This window comes from Paenibacillus piri, from assembly GCF_004354045.1.
In the GTDB taxonomy this organism is placed as follows: Bacteria; Bacillota; Bacilli; order Paenibacillales; family NBRC-103111; genus Paenibacillus_S; species Paenibacillus_S piri.
In genome coordinates this window covers 223,732-244,810 of record NZ_SMRT01000010.1, presented here as the reverse complement: position 1 = coordinate 244,810, position 21,079 = coordinate 223,732, and the positions used below count along the sequence as shown (strand labels likewise).

The 21,079-nt window shown below is 54.6% G+C and carries 23 protein-coding genes and 1 riboswitch; of the genes, 18 read left to right on the top strand and 5 right to left on the bottom strand.

The genetic code is table 11. From position 1 onward, the window contains the following. Positions 1-175 precede the first annotated feature (175 nt). Positions 176-1,006: an amidohydrolase family protein gene (locus E1757_RS20875; RefSeq protein ID WP_246079342.1), complete on the top strand. Its 831-nt coding sequence runs from the start codon at positions 176-178 to the stop codon at positions 1,004-1,006. Between the two features lie 111 nt (positions 1,007-1,117). On the opposite strand, the gene E1757_RS20870 is transcribed toward E1757_RS20875, so the two are convergent. From E1757_RS20870 to E1757_RS20860, 3 genes are all read right to left on the bottom strand, one after another. Continuing rightward, complete coding sequence (locus tag E1757_RS20870; RefSeq protein ID WP_133231673.1) at positions 1,118-1,546, bottom strand: type 2 periplasmic-binding domain-containing protein; 429 nt, start codon at positions 1,544-1,546, stop codon at positions 1,118-1,120. A gap of 63 nt (positions 1,547-1,609) precedes the next feature. Next, positions 1,610-1,942, bottom strand: a complete 333-nt coding sequence (locus E1757_RS20865) for a type 2 periplasmic-binding domain-containing protein (RefSeq protein WP_133231671.1) — start codon at positions 1,940-1,942, stop codon at positions 1,610-1,612. Positions 1,943-1,986: 44 nt separating this feature from the next. Beyond that, on the bottom strand, positions 1,987-2,112 hold the full coding sequence (locus E1757_RS20860; protein ID WP_133231669.1) for a glycoside hydrolase N-terminal domain-containing protein: 126 nt from the start codon (positions 2,110-2,112) through the stop codon (positions 1,987-1,989). A gap of 219 nt (positions 2,113-2,331) precedes the next feature. Here E1757_RS20860 and E1757_RS20855 point away from each other — a divergent pair, with 219 nt between their 5' ends. The 14 genes from E1757_RS20855 (at position 2,332) to purD (ending at position 17,543) form a co-directional block, all read left to right on the top strand. Then, positions 2,332-3,033 carry a DUF6483 family protein gene (locus E1757_RS20855; protein WP_133231667.1) on the top strand — a complete coding sequence of 234 codons (702 nt, stop codon included), beginning with the start codon at positions 2,332-2,334 and terminating at the stop codon, positions 3,031-3,033. A 105-nt stretch (positions 3,034-3,138) separates the two neighbouring features. After that, positions 3,139-3,240: riboswitch (purine riboswitch) on the top strand. Positions 3,241-3,435: 195 nt separating this feature from the next. Next, positions 3,436-3,921, top strand: a complete 486-nt coding sequence (gene purE, locus E1757_RS20850; protein WP_133231665.1) for a 5-(carboxyamino)imidazole ribonucleotide mutase — start codon at positions 3,436-3,438, stop codon at positions 3,919-3,921. Further along, entirely contained in the window at positions 3,918-5,120 is a 1,203-nt protein-coding gene (gene purK / locus E1757_RS20845) for a 5-(carboxyamino)imidazole ribonucleotide synthase (RefSeq protein WP_133231663.1), read from the top strand. The genes purE and purK overlap by 4 nt, the downstream gene beginning before the upstream one ends. A gap of 28 nt (positions 5,121-5,148) precedes the next feature. Beyond that, positions 5,149-6,447 (top strand): adenylosuccinate lyase, encoded by a 1,299-nt coding sequence (gene purB, locus E1757_RS20840; RefSeq protein ID WP_133231661.1) that lies wholly within the window; start codon positions 5,149-5,151, stop codon positions 6,445-6,447. Positions 6,448-6,468: 21 nt separating this feature from the next. Beyond that, entirely contained in the window at positions 6,469-7,353 is an 885-nt protein-coding gene (locus E1757_RS20835) for a phosphoribosylaminoimidazolesuccinocarboxamide synthase (protein ID WP_133231659.1), read from the top strand. Between the two features lie 244 nt (positions 7,354-7,597). Next, complete coding sequence (gene purS / locus E1757_RS20830) at positions 7,598-7,840, top strand: phosphoribosylformylglycinamidine synthase subunit PurS (protein ID WP_133231657.1); 243 nt, start codon at positions 7,598-7,600, stop codon at positions 7,838-7,840. A gap of 33 nt (positions 7,841-7,873) precedes the next feature. After that, on the top strand, positions 7,874-8,569 hold the full coding sequence (gene purQ, locus E1757_RS20825) for a phosphoribosylformylglycinamidine synthase subunit PurQ (protein ID WP_133231655.1): 696 nt from the start codon (positions 7,874-7,876) through the stop codon (positions 8,567-8,569). After that, the gene (gene purL, locus E1757_RS20820; protein ID WP_133231653.1) at positions 8,547-10,790 is read left to right on the top strand and encodes a phosphoribosylformylglycinamidine synthase subunit PurL; all 2,244 of its coding nucleotides are present in this window, start codon (positions 8,547-8,549) and stop codon (positions 10,788-10,790) included. The genes purQ and purL overlap by 23 nt, the downstream gene beginning before the upstream one ends. After that, on the top strand, positions 10,775-12,268 hold the full coding sequence (gene purF, locus E1757_RS20815; protein ID WP_133231651.1) for an amidophosphoribosyltransferase: 1,494 nt from the start codon (positions 10,775-10,777) through the stop codon (positions 12,266-12,268). The genes purL and purF overlap by 16 nt, the downstream gene beginning before the upstream one ends. A 363-nt stretch (positions 12,269-12,631) precedes the next feature. After that, entirely contained in the window at positions 12,632-13,672 is a 1,041-nt protein-coding gene (purM, locus tag E1757_RS20810) for a phosphoribosylformylglycinamidine cyclo-ligase (protein ID WP_133231649.1), read from the top strand. After that, the gene (gene purN, locus E1757_RS20805) at positions 13,669-14,352 is read left to right on the top strand and encodes a phosphoribosylglycinamide formyltransferase (protein ID WP_133231647.1); all 684 of its coding nucleotides are present in this window, start codon (positions 13,669-13,671) and stop codon (positions 14,350-14,352) included. The genes purM and purN overlap by 4 nt, the downstream gene beginning before the upstream one ends. Continuing rightward, positions 14,345-15,523, top strand: a complete 1,179-nt coding sequence (locus tag E1757_RS20800; RefSeq protein ID WP_133231645.1) for a phosphoribosylaminoimidazolecarboxamide formyltransferase — start codon at positions 14,345-14,347, stop codon at positions 15,521-15,523. The genes purN and E1757_RS20800 overlap by 8 nt, the downstream gene beginning before the upstream one ends. A 13-nt stretch (positions 15,524-15,536) precedes the next feature. Beyond that, positions 15,537-16,271 (top strand): IMP cyclohydrolase, encoded by a 735-nt coding sequence (locus E1757_RS20795; protein WP_133231643.1) that lies wholly within the window; start codon positions 15,537-15,539, stop codon positions 16,269-16,271. Positions 16,272-16,283: 12 nt separating this feature from the next. Further along, positions 16,284-17,543 (top strand): phosphoribosylamine--glycine ligase, encoded by a 1,260-nt coding sequence (gene purD, locus E1757_RS20790; protein WP_133231641.1) that lies wholly within the window; start codon positions 16,284-16,286, stop codon positions 17,541-17,543. Positions 17,544-17,884: 341 nt separating this feature from the next. Here purD and E1757_RS36920 read toward each other — a convergent pair whose 3' ends face one another. Next, on the bottom strand, positions 17,885-18,019 hold the full coding sequence (locus E1757_RS36920) for a hypothetical protein (RefSeq protein WP_281282522.1): 135 nt from the start codon (positions 18,017-18,019) through the stop codon (positions 17,885-17,887). 162 nt (positions 18,020-18,181) lie between these two features. On the opposite strand from E1757_RS36920, the gene E1757_RS20785 reads away from it, so the two are divergent. The 3 genes from E1757_RS20785 (at position 18,182) to trxA (ending at position 19,682) form a co-directional block, all read left to right on the top strand. Then, positions 18,182-18,613, top strand: a complete 432-nt coding sequence (locus E1757_RS20785) for an RrF2 family transcriptional regulator (protein ID WP_133231639.1) — start codon at positions 18,182-18,184, stop codon at positions 18,611-18,613. A gap of 217 nt (positions 18,614-18,830) precedes the next feature. After that, entirely contained in the window at positions 18,831-19,226 is a 396-nt protein-coding gene (locus tag E1757_RS20780; RefSeq protein ID WP_133231637.1) for a hypothetical protein, read from the top strand. A gap of 135 nt (positions 19,227-19,361) precedes the next feature. Next, the gene (trxA, locus tag E1757_RS20775; RefSeq protein ID WP_133231635.1) at positions 19,362-19,682 is read left to right on the top strand and encodes a thioredoxin; all 321 of its coding nucleotides are present in this window, start codon (positions 19,362-19,364) and stop codon (positions 19,680-19,682) included. A gap of 140 nt (positions 19,683-19,822) precedes the next feature. Here the strand turns inward: trxA and E1757_RS20770 are convergent, their stop codons facing one another. Then, positions 19,823-21,061: an MFS transporter gene (locus E1757_RS20770; RefSeq protein ID WP_246079340.1), complete on the bottom strand. Its 1,239-nt coding sequence runs from the start codon at positions 21,059-21,061 to the stop codon at positions 19,823-19,825. Positions 21,062-21,079: the final 18 nt, after the last annotated feature.

The following is a 21,079-nucleotide window of genomic DNA, read 5'->3' as shown; positions in this document are numbered from 1 at the left end:
GGAGCCGCTATTTCGCGGAAAATGGGGAATTTAGCGGTCGATGGGCCATTTAAGGTCTCTCAGGTCCGTCACAATTTCTAAACGCAGAAATCGGGTCAAATAACGGCATATCGGTCCGTTACGCCCCGGCGAGGCGGCCTCGGTCTGGTCAAATACGATTTGGGAGGTTGTGGGAATGATACGTGTCGATGCCCATCAGCATTACTGGAAAACGGAACGCGGAGATTACGGATGGCTAACCCCGGATCAAGGCATTTTGTTTGCGGACTATTTGCCGGAACAGCTTCATGAAGAGCTGCAGCGTTACGGCTTTGAGCGCACGGTTGTCGTACAGGCGGCGCCGACGATGGAAGAGACGGAATTCATGCTGTCTCTCTATGAGAGTTACGACAGCATAGCCGGAGTTGTCGGCTGGCTGGACCTGGATTCACCGGACTTTCCGGTTCATTACAACAGGTTCCGCCGGCACGAAGGGTTCGTCGGCTTTCGGCCGATGATTCAGGACCTGCCCGATCCGTGGATATTGCGTCCGACGGTTATGAAAAACTTGGAGCTGGTTGCGGCCGATCAGTTCCCGATAGATTTACAGCTAAGACCGCGACTTCTTCCTTATATGCTGGAAGCGCTGCGTACTTTTCCTGCTCTCACAGCGGTCGTTGACCACGCCGCGAAGCCGTTTATAGCTGAGAGCGTTCTGGAGCCTTGGAAGTCGCATATGGCGGAGCTTGCATCTTACCCTAACTTAATGTGCAAGCTTTCCGGGTTAGTGACGGAGGCGGATCAATTGTCATGGAAGCCGGGGGATTTGGCTCCTTATGTGCATCATGTTGTTCAGGTGTTCGGCAAGGAGCGGGTCATGTTCGGGAGCGACTGGCCGGTGTGCCTGACAACATGCAGCTACGGCGAGGTGGTTGAAGCGTTACGGCACGCACTGCCGGACGGTCTGTCTACTGGTGATTATAATGCTGTTTTTGGAGGCAATGCAGCCCGGTTTTATAAACTTTAGACTGCCCGTCCGGTTGACAAACCGTCAGCATGGCCGCTTGGGCCGAGTACAAAAAAACCTTCAAAACCACGGTCAAAGTGGATTTTGATGGTTTTTGCTTCTTAAAATAAATTATTTTCTGGCATTGAAACGGCCGAAGGCAGCTTGATAAATTTTGTTGGCTTCGTCAATTCCCATGCTCTTCAGCCTTTTTTGGAATTCATCAATTTTGCTTATTGGATCGGCTCCCATGAGGATTCTTAGTACCGTTTCCTGTGTATACGTATTGATATCGCTCATGATGGAGCCCAATTTGGAGCTTTCATCCGAAGTAAGACTGAGCGAAGTGGTCGTATTCAGAGAAGTATCCGCGCTGGTGAAAAGTTTAATAGATTCCTGTTGTTCCGGGAACGGCAATGAAATTTGGCTCCAAGCGTCGTATTCCATAACTTTAGTATGCCCGAATACCGGTGCTGCATAGCGGTAGATGGCTTGCTGCGGCGATTTGCCGTCCTTACTCTTCATAATGTCATCGGTAAATGATTTCTTGCCGTCCTTCACTGCATAGCTTTTGCCTCGATCCCCCAGTTCATAAGCGCCTGACCTTCATCCGAATATAGATAGTCAATGAGTCTGACGATTCGGACCGATCGGAGGCTTCACACCGATTAATGAAAAGTTAGGATTTTTCGTTCTAGCCAATGTAGTTGTGTTGCCGATGATGGAACCGAGCGAGCCGTACGTCGTGCCGACCAGCTCGTTCTGCAGCTTCGTCGTTAAACCTTTCGCATCTGTGGAAGCAAACTCGGGGTCGATCAGTCCTTTTTTGTACCAGCTGGCCATAGTGGTCAAATAATCTTTATACTGTGGCTGCAGCGGTCCGTAAAGCAGCTTTCCGCTAGCGGGATCCTTATAAAAGCCGTCCAAGATGCCCCAAGCGGCAGTAAATTCCGACATTCCGCTTCCGATCCCGCCGAGCGCCGTTCCGCTCGGGCTTTTGGCTATACTGTCTCGCCATGAACCATCGCTCCAATCCGTCCGTTACCGAGAGGGAGCGCTTGAAGCCAGCGCTTAGCCGGTTTCCGGTAGTGCAGCTTCATTTCTTGATTTGGTTGATTGGATTGCATATGAATACCCTCCTCAATTAAGTATAAATCTATTACAAATTGCGTTGTACGCCGGTTATTTTTTTCCACAACAGCTTATTATGGTACATTTCTTTACGATATACGTCTAGATTTAGACAATATCGGTCATGAAATGCGGCCAAACTTTTCCGTCAGCATCTTTTTGCGCTACAATAATTAATTAGGAAGACCGTTGACGGAAAAACGGAGGGGTTGGCTATGTACCAAAGAGATTATTTGCTGCGCATGATCGAGCAGTTCAGCGTCGTGTTGGGGAAAGTTATTTTTCAGAGGCGCAACCAGCGGTTCGCCGAAGCGATGGAGCTGCTGGCGCAAGCGATGAAGCAACTGCTCGGATTGAATTCCAAGCTGGTCCGCGCCTTGTCGGCCAAAGACCTGCTCGGCCTGCTTTCGACGCAGGGGCATGTAGATGCAGGGAAGGTGCTGCTGCTCGGCGATATGCTGAAGGCGGAAGGAGAAGTGCTGTACGACCAAGGCAAAGAAGCGGACAGCCTGGACTGCCGGCTCAAAGCGTTGGAGCTGCTGCTGGAGCTAAACCGGATTCCCGAAGCGGAGCCGTTCAAGCCGGACGCCGCGGAGCGGATCGCCGAGCTGCTGCCGCAGGTGAGTCAGCTGCGGATGACGCCGCATGTAACGGTGCTGCTGATGCATTATTACTCGGAGAGCGGACAATTGGCGCGAGCCGAGGATATGCTGTTTTTTGCGCTGGAGGACGAGCCGGACAACGCCGGATTATTGGATGAAGGGCTGCGTATGGTAGAAAGCTGGTCCGGTCTGGAGGCGGCAGAGCGGGAGGCAGGCGGTTTGACGGAGGAAGAAATCGGGGACATGCATGAGCAGCTTTTGAAATTGAAACAAAAGGCCGGACAATCGGAAAATATAAGCAGAGAATTTGATTAAATGCGAACCTTTTAAGGATTTATTTCATAAAATGTTCGCCTTTTTAGGTTGACATGAGCTCCCCCTCGCTGTAAACTTAAAGCGTAAAAGGCAATGGAACGAATAGCTAAAAATGTCGAAACGTCTCGTATAATGTCGGGGATATGGCCCGAAAGTATCTACCCAAAAACCTTGAATTTTTGGACTACGAGTAAGCGTTAACGGAAAGGTCAGCACGCTGGTGCTAGGCCTTAGCTTGCGCTTGAGGTATTCTTGTCGTCCTGTTGGTAGGCTGCTTAAAAAGAGAATGGTCGATGTGAACATAGGGGATCACTAACGAAATGCCTTTGTCGACCTTCTTTTGTTAGGCGATCTATTTGCCGGGCGTTTTTTATTTTCCAAAGTATATGACGGAGGTTCGAAATGTCTGTTCTGGTAGGCGTCATCATGGGAAGCAAGTCCGATTGGGAAACGATGAAGCATGCTTGCGACATGCTGGAAGAGCTTGGAGTACCTTATGAGAAAAAAGTGGTTTCGGCCCACCGCACACCCGATCTGATGTTCGATTATGCGGCATCGGCAGCGGAGCGGGGATTAAAAGTCATTATCGCAGGAGCGGGCGGAGCCGCTCATCTGCCCGGTATGGTTGCCGCGAAAACGGAGCTGCCGGTTATTGGCGTTCCCGTTAAAACTTCAACGTTGAACGGGCTGGACTCGCTGCTGTCGATCGTCCAGATGCCGGGCGGCATACCGGTCGCCACGGTTGCGATCGGCCACGCGGGCGCAACGAATGCGGGCCTATTGGCGGCGCAAATCATCGGCGCGTTCGATCCGGAAGTGCAGCGCAAGGTTGGCAAGCGCCGCGAGCGCATCCGCCAGACGGTCATCGAAAGCGGCGTGCTGGAATGAGCGCGGCGGAAAACGGCCGCAACGATGCGGCAGCGGAAGCCGGCCGCGTTATTCGTCCGGGCGGCACAATCGGCGTCCTTGGAGGCGGCCAGCTGGGCCGCATGCTGGCCTTGGCGGGCCGGGCAATGGGCTACCGCTTCGTGACGCTCGACCCGACGCCGGATGCGCCGTGCGGCCAGGTGGCCGACCGGCAAATTACGGCGGCGTACCACGATATCGAAGCTGCGCGCGCGCTGGCGAACGACTCGGATGTCATCACCTACGAGTTCGAGAACGTCGACGCCGACGTGACGGAGCTGCTGATGAAAGAATCGTACGTGCCGCAGGGCAGCAGGCTGCTGTACACGACGCAGCACCGGCTGCGCGAGAAGCGGGCGATCGAGGCCGCCGGCGTGAAGGTCGCGCCGTATGCGGAAATCGCAAGCGCCGCCGAGCTGCTTGAAGCTGTGAAGCGGTTCGGCACGCCGTGCGTGCTCAAGACGTCAACAGGCGGCTATGACGGCAAAGGGCAATGGGTGATCCGTTCGCTCGACGAAGTGGACGAGGCATACGAAACGTTAAGCCGTGCCAAGACGGAGCTCGTGCTGGAGCAGTTTATCCACTTTGAGAAGGAAATATCGGTCATAGCAGCAAGAAGTCCGCGCGGAGAAGTCAAGGCATTCCCGGCGGCGGAAAACATACATGTAAACAATATATTGCATTTATCCATTGTGCCTGCAAGAACGCCGAAATCCATTCAGTTGGAGGCGGAGCGGCTGGCGGTGCGGATCGCCGAGTCGATGGGCGTGATCGGTTTGATTGCCGTCGAAATGTTTTTGACACCGGAGGGCGAGCTGTTCGTCAACGAGCTTGCGCCGCGGCCGCATAATTCCGGCCATTATACGATGGAGGCATGCAAAACGTCGCAGTTCGAGCAGCATGTCAGGGCGATCTGCAACCTGCCGCTCGGCTCGACGGAGCTGCTGACGCCGGTTGTCATGGGCAATGTGCTGGGACAGCATGTCGAGCCGCTGCTCGATTGGATCGTGCAGCCGGAGTCCGAGCGGCAGGCCGACGGCGTAACAGCCAAGGTGCATTTGTACGGCAAGCACGAGGCGAAGCATAACCGCAAAATGGGGCATGTCAATGTGCTCGCCGGCACGGCGGAGCAGGCGCTGCAGTGGATAGAGGCTTCAAACATATGGAAAGCTAGCGAATAGGATCGAATAGAAGCGGAGGATTTTATCAATGATCGAACGTTACACCAGACCGGAAATGGCGCGTATCTGGACGGAAGAAAACAAATTCAACGCCTGGCTCGAAGTCGAGCTGCTCTCCTGCGAAGCATGGGCGGAGCTCGGTGTGATCCCCAAGGAAGATGTCGTTGAGCTGCGCAAAAATGCGGCCTTCGATATCGACCGGATTTACGAAATCGAGCAGGAAACCCGTCACGACGTGATCGCATTTACCCGCGCCGTATCGGAGAAAGTAGGCCCCGAGCGCAAATGGGTGCATTACGGCTTGACGTCCACGGACGTGGTGGATACCGCGCTTGGTTATTTGCTTCGCCAGGCGAATGAAATTTTGGAAAAAGATTTGCTGAACTTCATCGATATTTTAAAAAATAAAGCGATTCAATATAAAGACACGCCGATGATGGGACGGACGCACGGGGTTCATGCCGAGCCGACCACATTCGGTTTGAAAATGGCGCTCTGGTGGGAAGAAATGAAGCGCAACCTGGAGCGGTTCCGGTTTGCCGCCGACGGCGTGCAGTACGGCAAAATTTCCGGCGCGGTCGGCACGTACGCGAACATCGATCCGTTTGTCGAAACATATGTTTGCGGCAAGCTGGGTACGAAGGCTGCCCCGATCTCGACGCAGACGCTGCAGCGTGATCGCCACGCCGAATATATGGCGACGCTCGCTTTGATCGCGACATCGCTGGACAAGTTCGCGACGGAAATCCGCGCCCTGCAAAAGAGCGAGTTCCGCGAGGTCGAGGAACCGTTCGCCAAAGGCCAGAAGGGCTCATCGGCGATGCCGCACAAGCGCAACCCGATCGGCTGCGAGAGCATCTCCGGCCTGTCCCGCGTTATCCGCGGCCACATGGTGTCGGCGTACGAGAACGTGACGCTGTGGCATGAGCGCGACATTTCGCACTCCTCGGTGGAGCGGATTATTTTGCCGGATGCGACGATTTTGCTGAACTACATGCTGAACCGGTTCGGCAACATTGTGAAAAACTTGACCGTGTTCCCTGAAAATATGAAGCGCAACATGCTGAGCACCTACGGCGTGCCGTTTTCCGGCCGCGTCATGACGAAGCTGATCGATAAAGGCTTCAGCCGCGAGCAAGCCTATGATACGGTGCAGCCGCGCGCGATGCAGGCGTGGGAGGAGCAGCGCTCGTTCCGCGAAATTATCGAGAACACGGATGCGATCCGCGAGCAGCTAAGCCTTGAGGAAATCGAGGATTGCTTCAATCCGAGCTGGCATTTGAAGCATGTCGATACGATCTTTACGCGTTTGGGCTTGAATTCATAAATGGGGGAGGAATCGCGATCCATGATCTCAACGAAGGCAATATCGAGCGCCGAACCGTATGTTAAAGCGCCGCTGCTGTATAAAGGCAAAGTCCGCGAGCTGTACGATTTGGGCGAGCATTACTTAATTGCGGTAACCGACCGCATCTCGGCATTCGACTGGGTGCTGTCGCCGGCTGTGCCGGATAAAGGCAATGTGCTCAACACTTTGAGCAAGTTCTGGTTCGAGCAAACGGCGCAGCTGATGCCGAACCATGTCGTGCACGGCGATGTCGACCGGCTGGGCGATGTCGTGACGGATCGCGAAATCATGAAGGACCGCTTCATGGTTACGAAAAAAGCCGAACGCATCGACATCGAATGCGTCGTGCGCGGCTACATTACCGGCGGCGGCTGGCGCCAGTACGAGAAAACGGGCGAAATCAACGGCCACAAGCTGCCGGAGGGCCTTCGCAAAAACGAACGCTTCCCCAAGCCGATCTTTACGCCGGCCGCTAAGAACGACGTCGGCCATGACGAGGACATTTCGATCGGGCGGATGAAGGAGCTGGTCGGCGCGGAGCTGACCGAGCAGTTGGAAGCGAAGAGCATCATGCTGTATGAATTTGCGCGCCAATACTGCGAGGAGCGGGGCATCATTTTGGCGGATACGAAGTTTGAATTCGGCCTGATCGACGGGGAAGTCATTCTGATCGACGAAATTTTCACCCCGGATTCATCGCGTTTTTGGGCGAAGGAAAATTACGCCTACGATATCGAGATCGACGGTATGGACAAGGAACCGGTACGGACCTATCTGTCCGGCACCGGCTGGGATAAAAACAGCGAGCCGGACCCGCTGCCGGCCAGCGTGGTGGAGGAGACGTCCCGCCGTTACAGAAACATTTTGGAGCGTTTGGTGAAGTAGTTTAAGAGGTAATTCAAAAAGTCCCCATTTGATCACGAAGTCAATCGGGAAGCTGCTCGACATCGAAGGTTGAATTCAGGCTTGAAGTCCGGTGCTCATTTAGGTTTGCCTAAACTCCGCTCCTCCTTCTTCACCTTCATCCAACCTTCTCGGTGCTGAAACGTTGACTTTTTGAACGCTCACTTTAAATAAAATAAGTTTGGCTTTTTTCAAACTCACCCCATCCCGAGGAGGATTCACCCCCATGTTAAAAGCAACCGTTTATGTCACGATCAAACAAAGCGTACTCGACCCGCAAGGGGTTGCGGTGCAAGGCGCGCTGCATTCGATGGGTTTTGACGAAGTGAGTAAAGTGCGCGTAGGCAAATATTTGGAGCTGGAGCTTGGAACGAGCGACCGTGCGGAAGCGGAGCGGCGCGTAAAGGCGATGTGCGAAAAGCTGCTGGCGAACACTGTCATTGAAGACTACCGGTACGAGTTGATTTAAAAAGCAGCGACCTATGTGAAGGAGGACCATGTGATGAATTTCGCAGTACTGGTGTTTCCAGGATCCAATTGCGACATTGACTGTTTCAAGGCAGTCGAGGAAACAATCGGCCAACCTGTTGAATATGTATGGCATACCGAAACGGACTTATCCAAATATGACGGCATTATCGTGCCCGGGGGCTTTTCTTACGGCGATTATCTGCGCTGCGGCGCAATTGCCCGCTTTGCTCCGGTAATGAACGCGCTCGTTCAGGCGGCTCAGCAAGGCAAGTATATCCTCGGCATTTGCAACGGTTTTCAAATTTTGCTGGAGTCCGGCCTGCTGCCGGGCGCTATGCTGCGTAACGAATCGCTGAAATTCCGCTGCCACGCGGCGATGCTGCAGGTTGAAAATGCGGCTACGCCATTTACGGCGGATTACAAGCAGGGCGAGCTGATCAACATTCCGATCGCGCATGGCGAAGGCAATTACTATTGCGACGATGCGACGCTCGCAGAGCTTCAAACGAACAAGCAAATCGTGTTCCGTTACGAGGCGGGCAGCAATCCGAACGGTTCCGTTGACGATATCGCAGGAATTTGCAACAAAGCGGGCAACGTGCTGGGCATGATGCCGCATCCGGAACGCGCGGTTCACGAGCTGTTCGGCTCGGCTGACGGCAAGCGGATGTTTACATCGATTTTGAGCACATGGAGGGAAAAACATGGCGCAGCAGTTAACGGCTAAGGAGCCTAACGCAGAGCAAATCGCAGAGCAGAAAATATACAAACAGATGGGCGTTACCGATGCGGAATACGATCAAATCTGCGGATTCCTGGGTCGCCGTCCGAACTATGTGGAAATCGGCGTGTTCAGCGTCATGTGGTCCGAGCATTGCTCCTACAAAAATTCGAAGCCGGTGCTGCGCAAGTTTCCCGTAACGGGTCCCCGCGTGCTGATGGGCCCGGGCGAAGGTGCGGGCATTGTCGATATCGGCGATAACCAGGCGGTCGTGTTTAAAATCGAAAGCCATAACCATCCTTCGGCAATCGAGCCTTTCCAAGGCGCGGCGACCGGCGTGGGCGGCATTATCCGTGACATTTTCTCCATGGGCGCGCGCCCGGTGGCGCTGCTGAACAGTTTGCGCTTCGGCCGTCTCGAAAATGAGCGCGTCAAATATTTGTTCGAGCATGTCGTGTCCGGAATCGCGGGCTACGGCAACTGCATCGGCATTCCGACCGTCGGCGGGGAAGTCATGTTCGACGAGAGCTACGAAGGCAACCCGCTCGTAAATGCGATGTGCGTCGGCCTCATTGACCATGACAAAATTCAAAAAGGCGTCGCCAAGGGCGTCGGCAATCCTGTATTTTATGTCGGTCCGGCAACCGGCCGCGACGGCATTCACGGCGCGACGTTCGCTTCCGAAGAGCTGACGGCCGAATCCGAAGCGAAGCGTCCTGCGGTGCAGGTTGGCGATCCGTTCATGGAGAAGCTGGTGCTTGAGGCTTGTCTGGACCTGATCAATTCCGGCATCGTGCTCGGCATTCAGGACATGGGTGCGGCAGGTCTGACCTGTTCGAGCTCCGAGATGGCGAGCAAAGCAGGCAACGGCATGGAGCTGTATCTCGATGAAGTGCCGCAGCGCGAGGAAGGCATGACGCCTTATGAAATGATGCTGTCCGAGTCCCAGGAGCGGATGCTGTTCGTCGTCGAGCCGAAGGATGAAGCGCAGGCGAAGGCGATTTTTGAACGGTGGGGCCTGCATTGCGCGAAGGTCGGCAAAGTAACGGATGACGGCCGGCTGAAGCTGTTCCACGGCGGCGAGCTTGTCGGCGATATGCCGGTAACCGCGCTGGTAGACGAGTGCCCGGTGTATAATAAGCCTTCGCAAGAGCCTGCTTATTATGTGGAGCAAGCGAGTGTCGATACGAACCGTTACGCGGAAGTGACGGATTTGAACGGCGCTTTGGAAAAAGTTTTGGCATCCCCGACGGTTGCAAGCAAAGAATGGGTATATAATCAATATGACTATATGGTGCGCACAAGCACGGCGGTTCGCCCCGGCTCCGATGCCGCGGTCGTGACCATTCAAGGCACGCGCAAAGCGCTGTCGATGTCGACGGATTGCAACGGCCGTTATGTGTATCTTGATCCCGAAGCGGGCGGCATGATTGCAGTGGCGGAAGCTGCGCGGAATAACGTCTGCTCCGGCGGCGAGCCGCTGGCGATTACGGATAACCTGAACTTCGGCAGCCCGGAGAAGCCGGAAATTTTCTGGCAACTGGAAAAAGCGGCCGATGGCATGTCCGAGGCTTGCCGCAAGCTGAATGCCCCGGTCATCGGCGGCAATGTCAGCTTGTATAACGAAAATGCGAAAGGCGCGATCTATCCGACGCCGGTCATCGGCATGGTCGGTCTGGTCCATGATCTCGACCACATCACTACGCAAAGCTTTAAACAGGAAGGCGACATTATTCTCGTGCTCGGCGAAACGAAAGCGGAGCTGGGCGGCAGCGAGTTTCAATATGTGCTTCACGGGGTGACGGAAGGCCGTCCGCCGCAAATCGATCTCGATGTGGAGAAAAAGCTGCTCGACACCGTACTTGGCGCGATTCAGCAAGGCCTCGTCGCCTCTGCGCACGACTTGTCCGAAGGCGGACTGGCCGTCGCTTTGGCCGAGAGCTGCATGAGCGGCCGCATAGGTGCGAATGTTGATTTCAGCACCGGTCTGCGCAGCGACATCGCCTTGTTCAGCGAGAGCCAATCCCGCGTGCTGCTGAGCGCCTCGCCGGCCAAAGCCGCGGCGCTGAAGCAATGGCTTGAACAGCAAGGCGTACCGTATCAAGAGCTCGGTCAAGTACAGGGAACAGAACTTCAAATCCAAGTGAATGCTAAACCAGTCATCCAAGCATCGGTTGCACAACTAGAAAAGGTTTGGAAGGATGCGATCCCATGTCTGATGAAATAAAGACATCGCAGGCGCAAGCGTTATGGACAGGACGTTTCTACAATGACGGAATCAACAGCCATGACGGGCTGTTCGACAAGCTTCGCGAGGAATGCGGCGTGTTCGGGGTGTTCGGTCACCCCGACGCCGCATCGCTCTCGTATTACGGATTGCACGCTCTGCAGCACCGCGGCCAGGAAAGCGCCGGGATCTGCGTGACCGACGGCAGCGGATTCAACTATCATCGCGATATGGGCCTGGTCAAGGAAGTATTCAACAACGATATCCTCGGCACGCTGGTCGGATCGTCCGCGATCGCCCATGTCCGCTACTCGACTGCCGGCGAGAGCAAGCTGGCGAACGCGCAGCCGCTTATATTTAAATACCGCGGCGGCGATCTGGCGATCGCCACGAACGGCAACCTGACCAATGCCGCTGAAATCAAGCATGATCTGGAGCGGCAAGGGTCGATCTTTCAAACGACGAGCGATACGGAGGTTGTCGCTCACTTAATCGCGCGCTCCCAGCACGATGACATTGTGTTGGCAGTCAAGGAAGCGCTGCTGAAGGTGGACGGCGCCTATGCGTTCCTGTTTCAAACGAAGGATAAGCTGATCGCCGCGCGCGACCCGCACGGCTTGCGGCCTTTCGTGATGGGACGGTTGGGCAACGCCTACCTGTTCGCCTCCGAGACGTGTGCGTTCGATGCGGTAGGCGGCACCTACTACCGCGATGTCGAACCGGGCGAGCTGCTGGTGTTGGATATCGCGCGAGGCAGTATGACCGAGGATCGCTTTGCGCCGATCCAGCGGCGCGCGATCTGCGCGATGGAATATATTTATTTCGCGCGTCCGGACAGCGATATCGATGCGATCAACATTCACTCCGCCCGCAAGCGGATGGGCCGCCAGCTGGCGCTGGAGGCGTTCGTCGACGCCGATATCGTCACCGGCGTACCGGATTCGAGCATCTCTGCGGCGATCGGCTATGCGGAGCAAACAGGTATCCCGTATGAGCTCGGGCTGATCAAAAACCGCTACACGGGCCGCACGTTTATCCAGCCGAGCCAGGAGCTGCGCGAGCAGGGCGTGAAGATGAAGCTGAGCGCGGTGCGCAGCATCGTGGCGGGCAAACGGGTCGTCATGATCGACGACTCGATCGTTCGCGGCACGACGTCGCTGCGCATTGTCAACCTGCTGCGCGAAGCGGGCGCAACCGAGGTCCACGTACGGATCAGCTCGCCGCCGTTCATGAATCCTTGCTATTACGGGATCGATACGCCGGACCGCAAGGAGCTGATCGCCGCGCAAAAGTCGATCGAGGAAATCCGCCAGGCGATCAACGCCGACTCGCTGCATTTCCTGAGCAAGGAAGGGCTGCTCGGCTCCATCGGACGCCCGAACGTCGAGTTGAACCGGGGCCATTGTACCGCCTGTTTCGACAACAGCTACCCGACGCGCATTACCGAGGAATCGGAAGTCGGCTGCGGCTGCGATTAAGGTGCCGTTAGGAGTCTGCGAGCCCGTTTTCTTGAATTTGGATTCATTAAACCGGTGATTCCGGGCAAGAGAAGGCATTCCACCGCTGTTGAAACACAAGTTATTTTTAATTTTATTTTTATCGGTTATAACTTGCATTTCAAAGGCGGCCGTAAACTTTCCATGCCATTCTCTTTCCCTTCATCACCTGAATGAACCCATATTCACAAGCATTTTTTCGCAGACTTCTGTTTGTAAAGAGTAGAAAGAAACGGCGGGAGCAGCCATACGCCCCGTTCTAAATATATAAAAACGCAGATTGGTTGCGCGATTTTTTATAAGCAATGGGTCGCCGAGACCACCAATCTAAAGGAGATGATCCGAGTGTCGGATGCATATAAAAAGGCCGGAGTCGACATCGCGGCGGGCAACGAAGCCGTGGAACGGATGAAAAAGCACGTGAAGACGACGTTCCGTCCGGAAGTGATGACGGATCTGGGCGGATTCGGCGGGCTTTTTGGCCTGAACAAACATAAGTACGAGGAGCCTGTGCTCGTTTCCGGTACGGACGGCGTAGGCACGAAGTTGAAAGTCGCTTTTGCCATGGATAAGCATGATACGATTGGTATCGACGCTGTTGCGATGTGCGTGAACGATATTGTCGTGCAGGGCGCGGAACCGCTGTTTTTCCTCGATTACTTGGCTTGCGATAAAGTCATCCCCGAGAAAATCGAGTCGATCATCAAAGGGATCAGCGACGGCTGCGTGCAATCGGGCTGCGCGCTGATCGGCGGAGAAACGGCGGAAATGCCGGGCATGTACGCCGAAGGCGAATACGACATCGCCGGTTTTACCGTAGGCGTTGTCGACAAGAAGAGTATCATCGACGGCTCGTCGATTCGGCCCGGAGACACGGTGCTCGGACTCGCGTCGAGCGGCGTTCACAGCAACGGCTTCTCGCTTGTGCGCAAGCTGCTGCTGGAGGACAAGGGCTACAGCCTGCACGATCACGTGGATGCGCTTGGCGGCAAGCTGGGGCATGTCATTTTGGAGCCGACGAAAATTTATGTCAAATCCGTGCTTGCGGCATTGGAGAAGGTTCAGCTTAAAGGTCTGGCGCATATTACGGGCGGCGGTTTTATCGAAAATATTCCGCGGATGCTTCCGGATAACGTTAATGTGGAGATCGATTACGGATCATGGCCGATTTTGCCGATTTTCCAATTGATGCAGCAGGAAGGCGGAATCAGCAACAATGATATGTTCCGTACGTTCAACATGGGAATCGGTATGGTCGTCGTCGTTGCCGAGGAACAAGCGGCTGAAGCAAAAGCGATTTTTGAGCAGCACGGGGAGCAAGTATATACCTTAGGCCGGGTTACAGCCGGCGAGCGGGTTGTTGCCTTTCAGGGAGCGGTTGTATGACCAAGCCGTTTCGCATCGCCGTATTCGCGTCCGGGAGCGGGACGAATTTTCAGGCCATTGCGGATGCGGTGCATGCTGGCAGGTTGAACGGCGACAGAGTCGCCCGCACGCCCTTTCGTCCAGGGCTCGATGTTCGCATCGAGCTTTTGGTATGTGACAGACCGAAGGCTCAAGTGGTGGAACGCGCGAGGCAATTAGGGGTGCCGGCGTTTGTGTTTCGCCCGAAAGATTATGCAGACCGCGAAAGCTATGAGAAAGAAATATTGGCGCGGCTGCAGGCGCTTGAGATCGATCTGGTCGTACTGGCCGGCTATATGCGTCTGATTACCCATGTGCTTGTCGACCCGTTATACGGACGGTTGATCAACATTCACCCGTCGCTCCTGCCGTCGTTTCCGGGGCTGGATGCGATCAGGCAGGCGCTCGATTATGGAGTTAAGGTGACCGGAGCGACGGTTCATTATGTCGACGGCGGAATGGATACGGGGCCGATCATCGCCCAGCGGAGTGTGGATATCGGGCCGGAGGACACGGAACAAAGCCTGGCGGCGCGCATTCATGCGATCGAGCATGCGCTGCTGCCCGAAGTTATAGAACGGATCGCGCTCGGACAAGTCCGGCTGCGGGACGATGGTACGACCACTACTATAACCAGTGAGGAAGGGATAATGAATGAGTAATCCGAACGAGATACATTTGCGCTACGGGATGAACCCGCACCAAAAGGAAGCCAAAATTTACAGCGAACACGGCCCGCTGCCGCTTAAGGTGGTCAATGGCGATCCCGGCTTTATCAATCTGCTCGACGCGCTTAACAGCTATCAGCTTGCCCGCGAGCTGCGCCAGGCGACAGGACTGCCTGCGGCGGCATCGTTCAAGCATGTCAGTCCGGCTGGAGCGGCTGTCTATGCGCCGATGAGCCCCGAGTTGGCCAAGGCTTATTTTGTCGACGGGCTCGAGCTGTCCCCGCTGGCAACGGCTTATGCGAGAGCGAGAGGCGCTGACCGGATGTCCTCGTTCGGTGATTGTGCCGCTTTGAGCGACATTGTCGACGCATCGACGGCCAAGCTGTTGAAACGGGAAGTATCCGACCTTGTCGTCGCGCCGGGCTATACCGAGGAAGCTTTGCAAATTTTGAAAGAAAAGAAAAACGGCGGCTATCTCATTTTGCAAATCGATCCCGAGTATGCGGCCGATCCGATTGAAAAGCGCAACCTGTTCGGCATGACTTTGGAGCAGCAGCGCAACAACGCGGTGATCGACGAGTCGGCGTTGACGAATATCGTCACGAACAACAAGGAGCTGCCGGATTCCGCGAAGCGCGACATGCTGGTCAGCCTGATTACGTTAAAGTATACGCAATCCAACTCGATCTGCTATGCGCTCGACGGTCAAACGATCGGAATCGGCGCCGGGCAGCAATCGAGAATTCATTGCACACGCCTTGCCGGCGACAAAGCGGACCGCTGGTTTTTGCGCCAGCATCCAAGAGCGCTCTCGATGTCGTTCCGTCCAGGTCTGTCGCGCGCCGAGCAAAACAACGCGATCGATCTTTGGCTCGAGGATGAAGTGACCGCCGTGGAAAATGCGAGCTGGGAAAGCTGCTTTACGGAGGTGCCGCCGCGTTTGACGCGCGAGGAGAAGCGCGAATGGCTGAATAAGCTGCAGGGCGTCACTTACGGCTCGGACGCATTCCTGCCGTTCCGCGACAATATCGACCGGGCGAGCCGCAGCGGAGTGAAATATGTGGTGCAGGCCGGCAGCTCGATGCGCGACGAAGAAGTTGTGCAAGCCGCTAACGATTACGGTATGGTTATGACCTATTCGGGCGTTCGTTTATTCCATCACTAAGGAGGAAACAGCAGTGACAGCAGCAACTCAATGGAACAGCGCAGCCGAGCAAAACCTCGACGCGTTGAAGCACAACCCGTACCCGGGGCGCGGCATCGTCATCGGATTGACGCCGGACGGCAAGCGGCTCGTGCAGGTATATTGGATTATGGGGCGGAGCGAGAACAGCCGCAACCGTATTTTCGTACAGGAGCCGAACGGCTTTGTCCGGACGGAAGCGAAAGACCCGGCGAAGCTGACGGACCCTTCGCTTATCATTTATTATCCGGTCAGAGCCGCAGGCGGCGCGCATATCGTAACGAACGGCGACCAGACCGATACGATTTTTGAAGCTTTGCAGAATGGCGGGACCTTCGAGCAAGCTCTGACAACGAGAACATTCGAACCGGACGCGCCGAACTATACGCCAAGAATTTCCGGTCTTATCGATCTTAATAACAAGCAGTGCCAATACAAGCTGTCGATTCTGAAAACGAATGCGGGCAATCCGGAGCAGACGCTGCGCCAGTTTTTCCATTACGAGCAAGGCATCACCGGCTATGGCCACTGTATTCATACGTATTCGGCCGACGGCAATCCGCTTCCATCGTTCAACGGGGAGCCTGTGCTGGTGCCGGTCTATGACGATATCGAACAGACAGCTCGTGCTTATTGGGACCGGTTGAACGGCGAGAACAAAATTTCGCTGCTGGTCAAAACGGTAACAACCGCGTCCGGCGAGACGGATATGCGGGTCATCAACAAGTAGGAGGTGCGCGGAGTGCGGGTATTAGTCGTTGGCGGCGGAGGCCGCGAGCATGCGATTTGCTGGGCGTTGAAAAAAAGCCCGAAGGTGCAGGAGCTGTACTGTGCGCCGGGCAACGGCGGCATTGCCGGGGTCGCGGAATGCGTGCCCCTGCAGGTGAATCAATTTGAGGAAATCGGACAATTCGCGTTGGATCATGCGATTGATTTGGTCGTCATCGGACCGGATGACCCGTTGTCGGAAGGGATCGTCGACCATTTGGAGGCGAAGCGGATTCCGGTGTTCGGCCCGCGCCAAAATGCGGCGATTCTCGAATCGAGCAAAGTGTTTTCCAAGCAGCTGTTTAAAAAATATAACATTCCGACTGCAGCTTACGAATCGTTTGAAAACTATGACGAGGCACTCAGCTATTTGCGCAAGCAGCAAATTCCGGTTGTCATCAAGGCGGACGGCTTGGCTGCGGGCAAAGGCGTTGTCGTCGCCCAATCGATGGAAGAAGCCGAGAAGGCGCTGCATGATATGATGGTTTCCAAAATATTCGGCGCGTCCGGCGATCAGGTCGTAATCGAGCAATTTTTGAGCGGCCAGGAAATGTCGATTCTGTCGTTCGTCGACGGTCATGTCGTACGCCCGATGGTGCCTGCGCAGGACCATAAGGCGGTATTCGATAATGATCAAGGCCCGAACACGGGCGGCATGGGTACATACACACCGCTGTCTCACATTCCTCAATCGGTGATCGACGAAGCGATCGAGACGATCATCAAGCCGACCGCGGCTGCGATGGTCAGCGAAGGCCGCCCGTTCCGCGGCGTGCTGTTCGCCGGGCTGATGATCACATCGGAAGGCCCCAAAACGATCGAGTTCAACGCGCGCTTCGGCGACCCTGAGACCCAGGTCGTGCTGCCGCGGCTCAAAACCGATCTGCTCGATATTTTCCTGGCGGCGGTGAACGGCCATCTCGAGCAAATGGATATTCAATGGAGCGAAGAAGCTGCGGTATGCGTCATTCTCGCTTCGGAGGGCTACCCGGCTTCGTATCCGAAAGGGCTGCCGATCGAAGGGCTGGAGGATGTCGGGGATGCGCTCGTCTTTCATGCCGGAACCGCACTGAAGGATGGTGGGCTTGTGACTAACGGGGGCCGCGTGCTGGGGGTCACCGCGCTCGGCGCCAATATCGCAGAAGCGCGCGCGAAAGCCTATACGGCAGCGGATCGCATTCAGTTTCAAGGCAAGCATTACCGCACGGATATCGCTAAAAAAGCGCTTGTATAAAAGGTGCGGTTGTACCGCGCGCGGCGGGCGCTGTTCACCCTGTTTTGACGAAATGCTGAAGAGGCTGTGCGAAGCGAATCCGCTTTAGACAGCCTCTTTCCAGTTGTATATAACGTATAAGAGCTGGTTATAGCCGGCTTCGCTTCGCACAACCGCGACATACGCGCGCTTGTCCATGAGGACGGCCAAGACGGGTTACCTTCGTATATGCGTCGGTGCCGAGTCGGGTTTATCCGATTACGACTTTATCGGGTTAAGACCCCCACCTCTAAGGTGGGCCTTGAAACAGGTGGGGGAGAGTCCCCATCTGATTCCCCGATGTTCAGCAAAGCTGAACGAGTTCACTTTCGCCCGCTGCCCCTGATTTCTATTTTGTCCCAATGGATGTAGGCAATCGTTACAGCAACGGCAAGTCCGATCAGCAGCACGATCGGGAGCCAGTAATTTTGAACATATATAATCATTTCATCCCACATGCTGACCTTCACCCCATGCTGTAGTATGATATTAGTTTGTCCTATTGGCCCATAGTCATTCAGTAAATAGGAGCGGGGCGAATACACTTGACAAAGATAACTGTAATAAATATAATAACAGTATATCTTAGTTGCATGGCGGCACAGTGGGGAGGACATCTTGTGAATAGCGAGTTTACAATAGCGGTTCATAGCTTGGTCCTGCTTGCTTATCGGCCGGATCATATGGCGACTAGCGATATGATAGCCTACAATGTGTGCACCCATCCGGCAAGAGTACGCAAGGTGATGGCGCTGCTGCGCAAGCAAGGCTATGTAGCGGCGAAGGAAGGGCAGGGCGGCGGTTTCCTGCTGAATTGCGAACCGGAGCAGGTAACGCTCGCGGAAGTTTATCGTCTGACCTCCATGGGATCCGTGAAGCCGAATTGGTGTTCGGGAGATCTGGATCAGGATTGCATGATTGCATGCAACATGGCGAGCGTGATGGATCATATTTTTGCGGGCGCCGAGAAGCAGCTGATCGATTATTTCCATCAATCAACCATTCAGGATGTGCTGAATCAAGTGAGAGAAATGCAGATGAGAAAATCGTAGAAGGTTTTGTATCGAAACTGTAATTGGAATTGAATCAGTATCAGTATCAGTATCAGTATCTAGCAGTTGGTACCGAGCCGTTGACGAATGTTTGAACGCTTGCTAACACGAATACGAAACAACCGGCAAAAAACGGCTAATTGATTTTATTTTATCCCAACTGTTATTGAAATAGTTTCAGTTTTTCTAAGGTCATCAAATAAGGAGCGTGGTCATTATGGTATGGGCAAAACATCAGGCGGTTCAAATCGGCGATTGGGTCAGCGGCACTTCTTTTCTCGACGAACGGTTTATCGGTTATGTCGAATCGATTGGCGGTAATGGCACCGTCAAAGTTTTTGTCACCCAGAGCGACCATCAGGAAGCTATTGGGGAGTGGGTGGAAGGCTCGTTAGCGAAGCTGGATAAGCTGGACGACTATGTGCCCAACGAACTGAGCGATTTGCAGAGCTTGATGGATCTGGCGCTTATGGCGCGGGATGAGGCTTGGTTCAATGAACTGGCAGGCGCGCTGCGAGCCGTCGAAACCAATCGGAACGGTGCCGCCCCAAGCGGCGATAAGCCTTATGGCAGCGGAAACGGACAGTGGACCCGCAGAGTGAAAATCGATTAATCGGATATACGATTTACTTCATGAAATATAAGCTTGTTTAATTTTGGAAGCTCCGTGCCGGATCCCAGCGTTTGTGACGTGAAGGAAGAACTTCGGCTCTGCTGAATACTTATTATAAAAAGGGAGAGATGTGCGATGGCAATGATTAAAGTAGAGGATGGCAATTTCAGAGAGACGATTGCCCAGGATGGCGTCGTGCTCGTAGACTTCTGGGCACCGTGGTGCGGTCCGTGCAAAATGATCGCCCCCGTGTTGGAGGAAATGAACGGACAGCTGGGCGACCGGTTGACGATAGCGAAAATGAATGTGGACGATAATCCGGAAACGCCTGGAGCCTACGGCATTATGAGTATTCCGACGATGAAGCTGTTCAAAAACGGCGAAGTCGTGGCGACCACGGTTGGCTTCAAGCCGCTGCAGGATATGCTGGCATGGGTGGAGCCGCATTTGGCTTAACAGACGGCCGACACGGCAAGAAGAGGCTGTGTAATACCGTGCAGCAGCTGCAGCTTCAAAGTCATGTATGCGTCAGCTTGAAAAGTACCTTTCTTTCGCTGTTTCAGCGGGGAAAGGTACTTTTGGTTTAGACGCCTGTATCAAGCGGAGAGGGAGCCGCCGGCTGCGGCTGCAGCCTGCTTTCGGATGAACCCGATCATGAGCAGCGCGCTCAGCGCAAACGAGCAGACGATCAAAATAAACGGCAGCCGCGGATTGATGGCATACGACCAGCCGCCGATAATGCCCGAAGGCGAAACGAACAGCAAAATCATTACCGACAAAATCGAGAACACCTTGGCGCGCTCCTCGTCTTGAATGACATTGGCGACAGAAGCCTCCAAATAAGGATATGTAATAATGGTGCCGACAGCGAACAGGATGGTGCTGCACACAATCCAATACGTGCCTTCGACAGGCGCCATTACCTGCAGCAGCATTGCCGCCGCCGAAAGCAGGAAACCGAAAACCATGCACCGGTTAATATAAGCGCTTTTGATCCGCGGCACCACGAAAAGAATGAGCAGCAGCATGGACACCGAGGTGACGGCCGGAAACCAGGCAATGAATGCTTCGCTGAAGTGAAGCGCTTTCACCAAGTAAATGGAAAGATAAGTGTTGCGCATACTAAGCTGGAACTGGTACAGAATATAAATGCCGAAAATGAGCAGCAGCGGCGTGCTGGAAAATACCATCTTCACGACCTGCCAATAATCGCGGAGGATGACCCCGGGCTGCAGCGTTCCCTGTTCCCGCTTTTTGCGAAGGCCGATTTCCGTCTCATGCGTTGCGTAATTGCGGAAGATAAACATCAGCGTCATGCTGACGAATGCGATCAGGTACATAATCCGGTTGGCCGGTACAAGGCCGAGGCGGCTGACTAGCAGCCCGCCGAGCGGCGCGAACAAGCCGCACACGATATTGATCAGCTGCAGCGCATTGAAAATATGCGGCCGTTCCCCAGGCTTCGTGTCTTCCACCAGCAGGCAGTACCAAGCGGTGTTCGGCACTTTTTGAAAGCTGTTAAAGATGATCGCCGCAAGAAAAAACCAGATGTTTTGCGAGCATGCCCAGAGCAGCGTTGCCGTGCTCCAGCTGACGAGATCGAAAATCATGAGCGCTCTTTTCCGGCCCATCCGGTCCGTCAAATAGCCGCTGATCAACGAGGTGAAAATTTGCAGAATGAGACCGAGCGATGTCAGCAGGCCGATTTGTTTTTCGCTGACGCCGAGCTCCAGCATGTAGACGGAAGCATAGGTCAGGTACAGACTGTAAGGCAGCAAAAACATCGGTTCATAGAGCATGCAGCCTCTGGCGTTTCCTTGTAATTTGTTGAACAAGACCGTCCCTCATTTCTT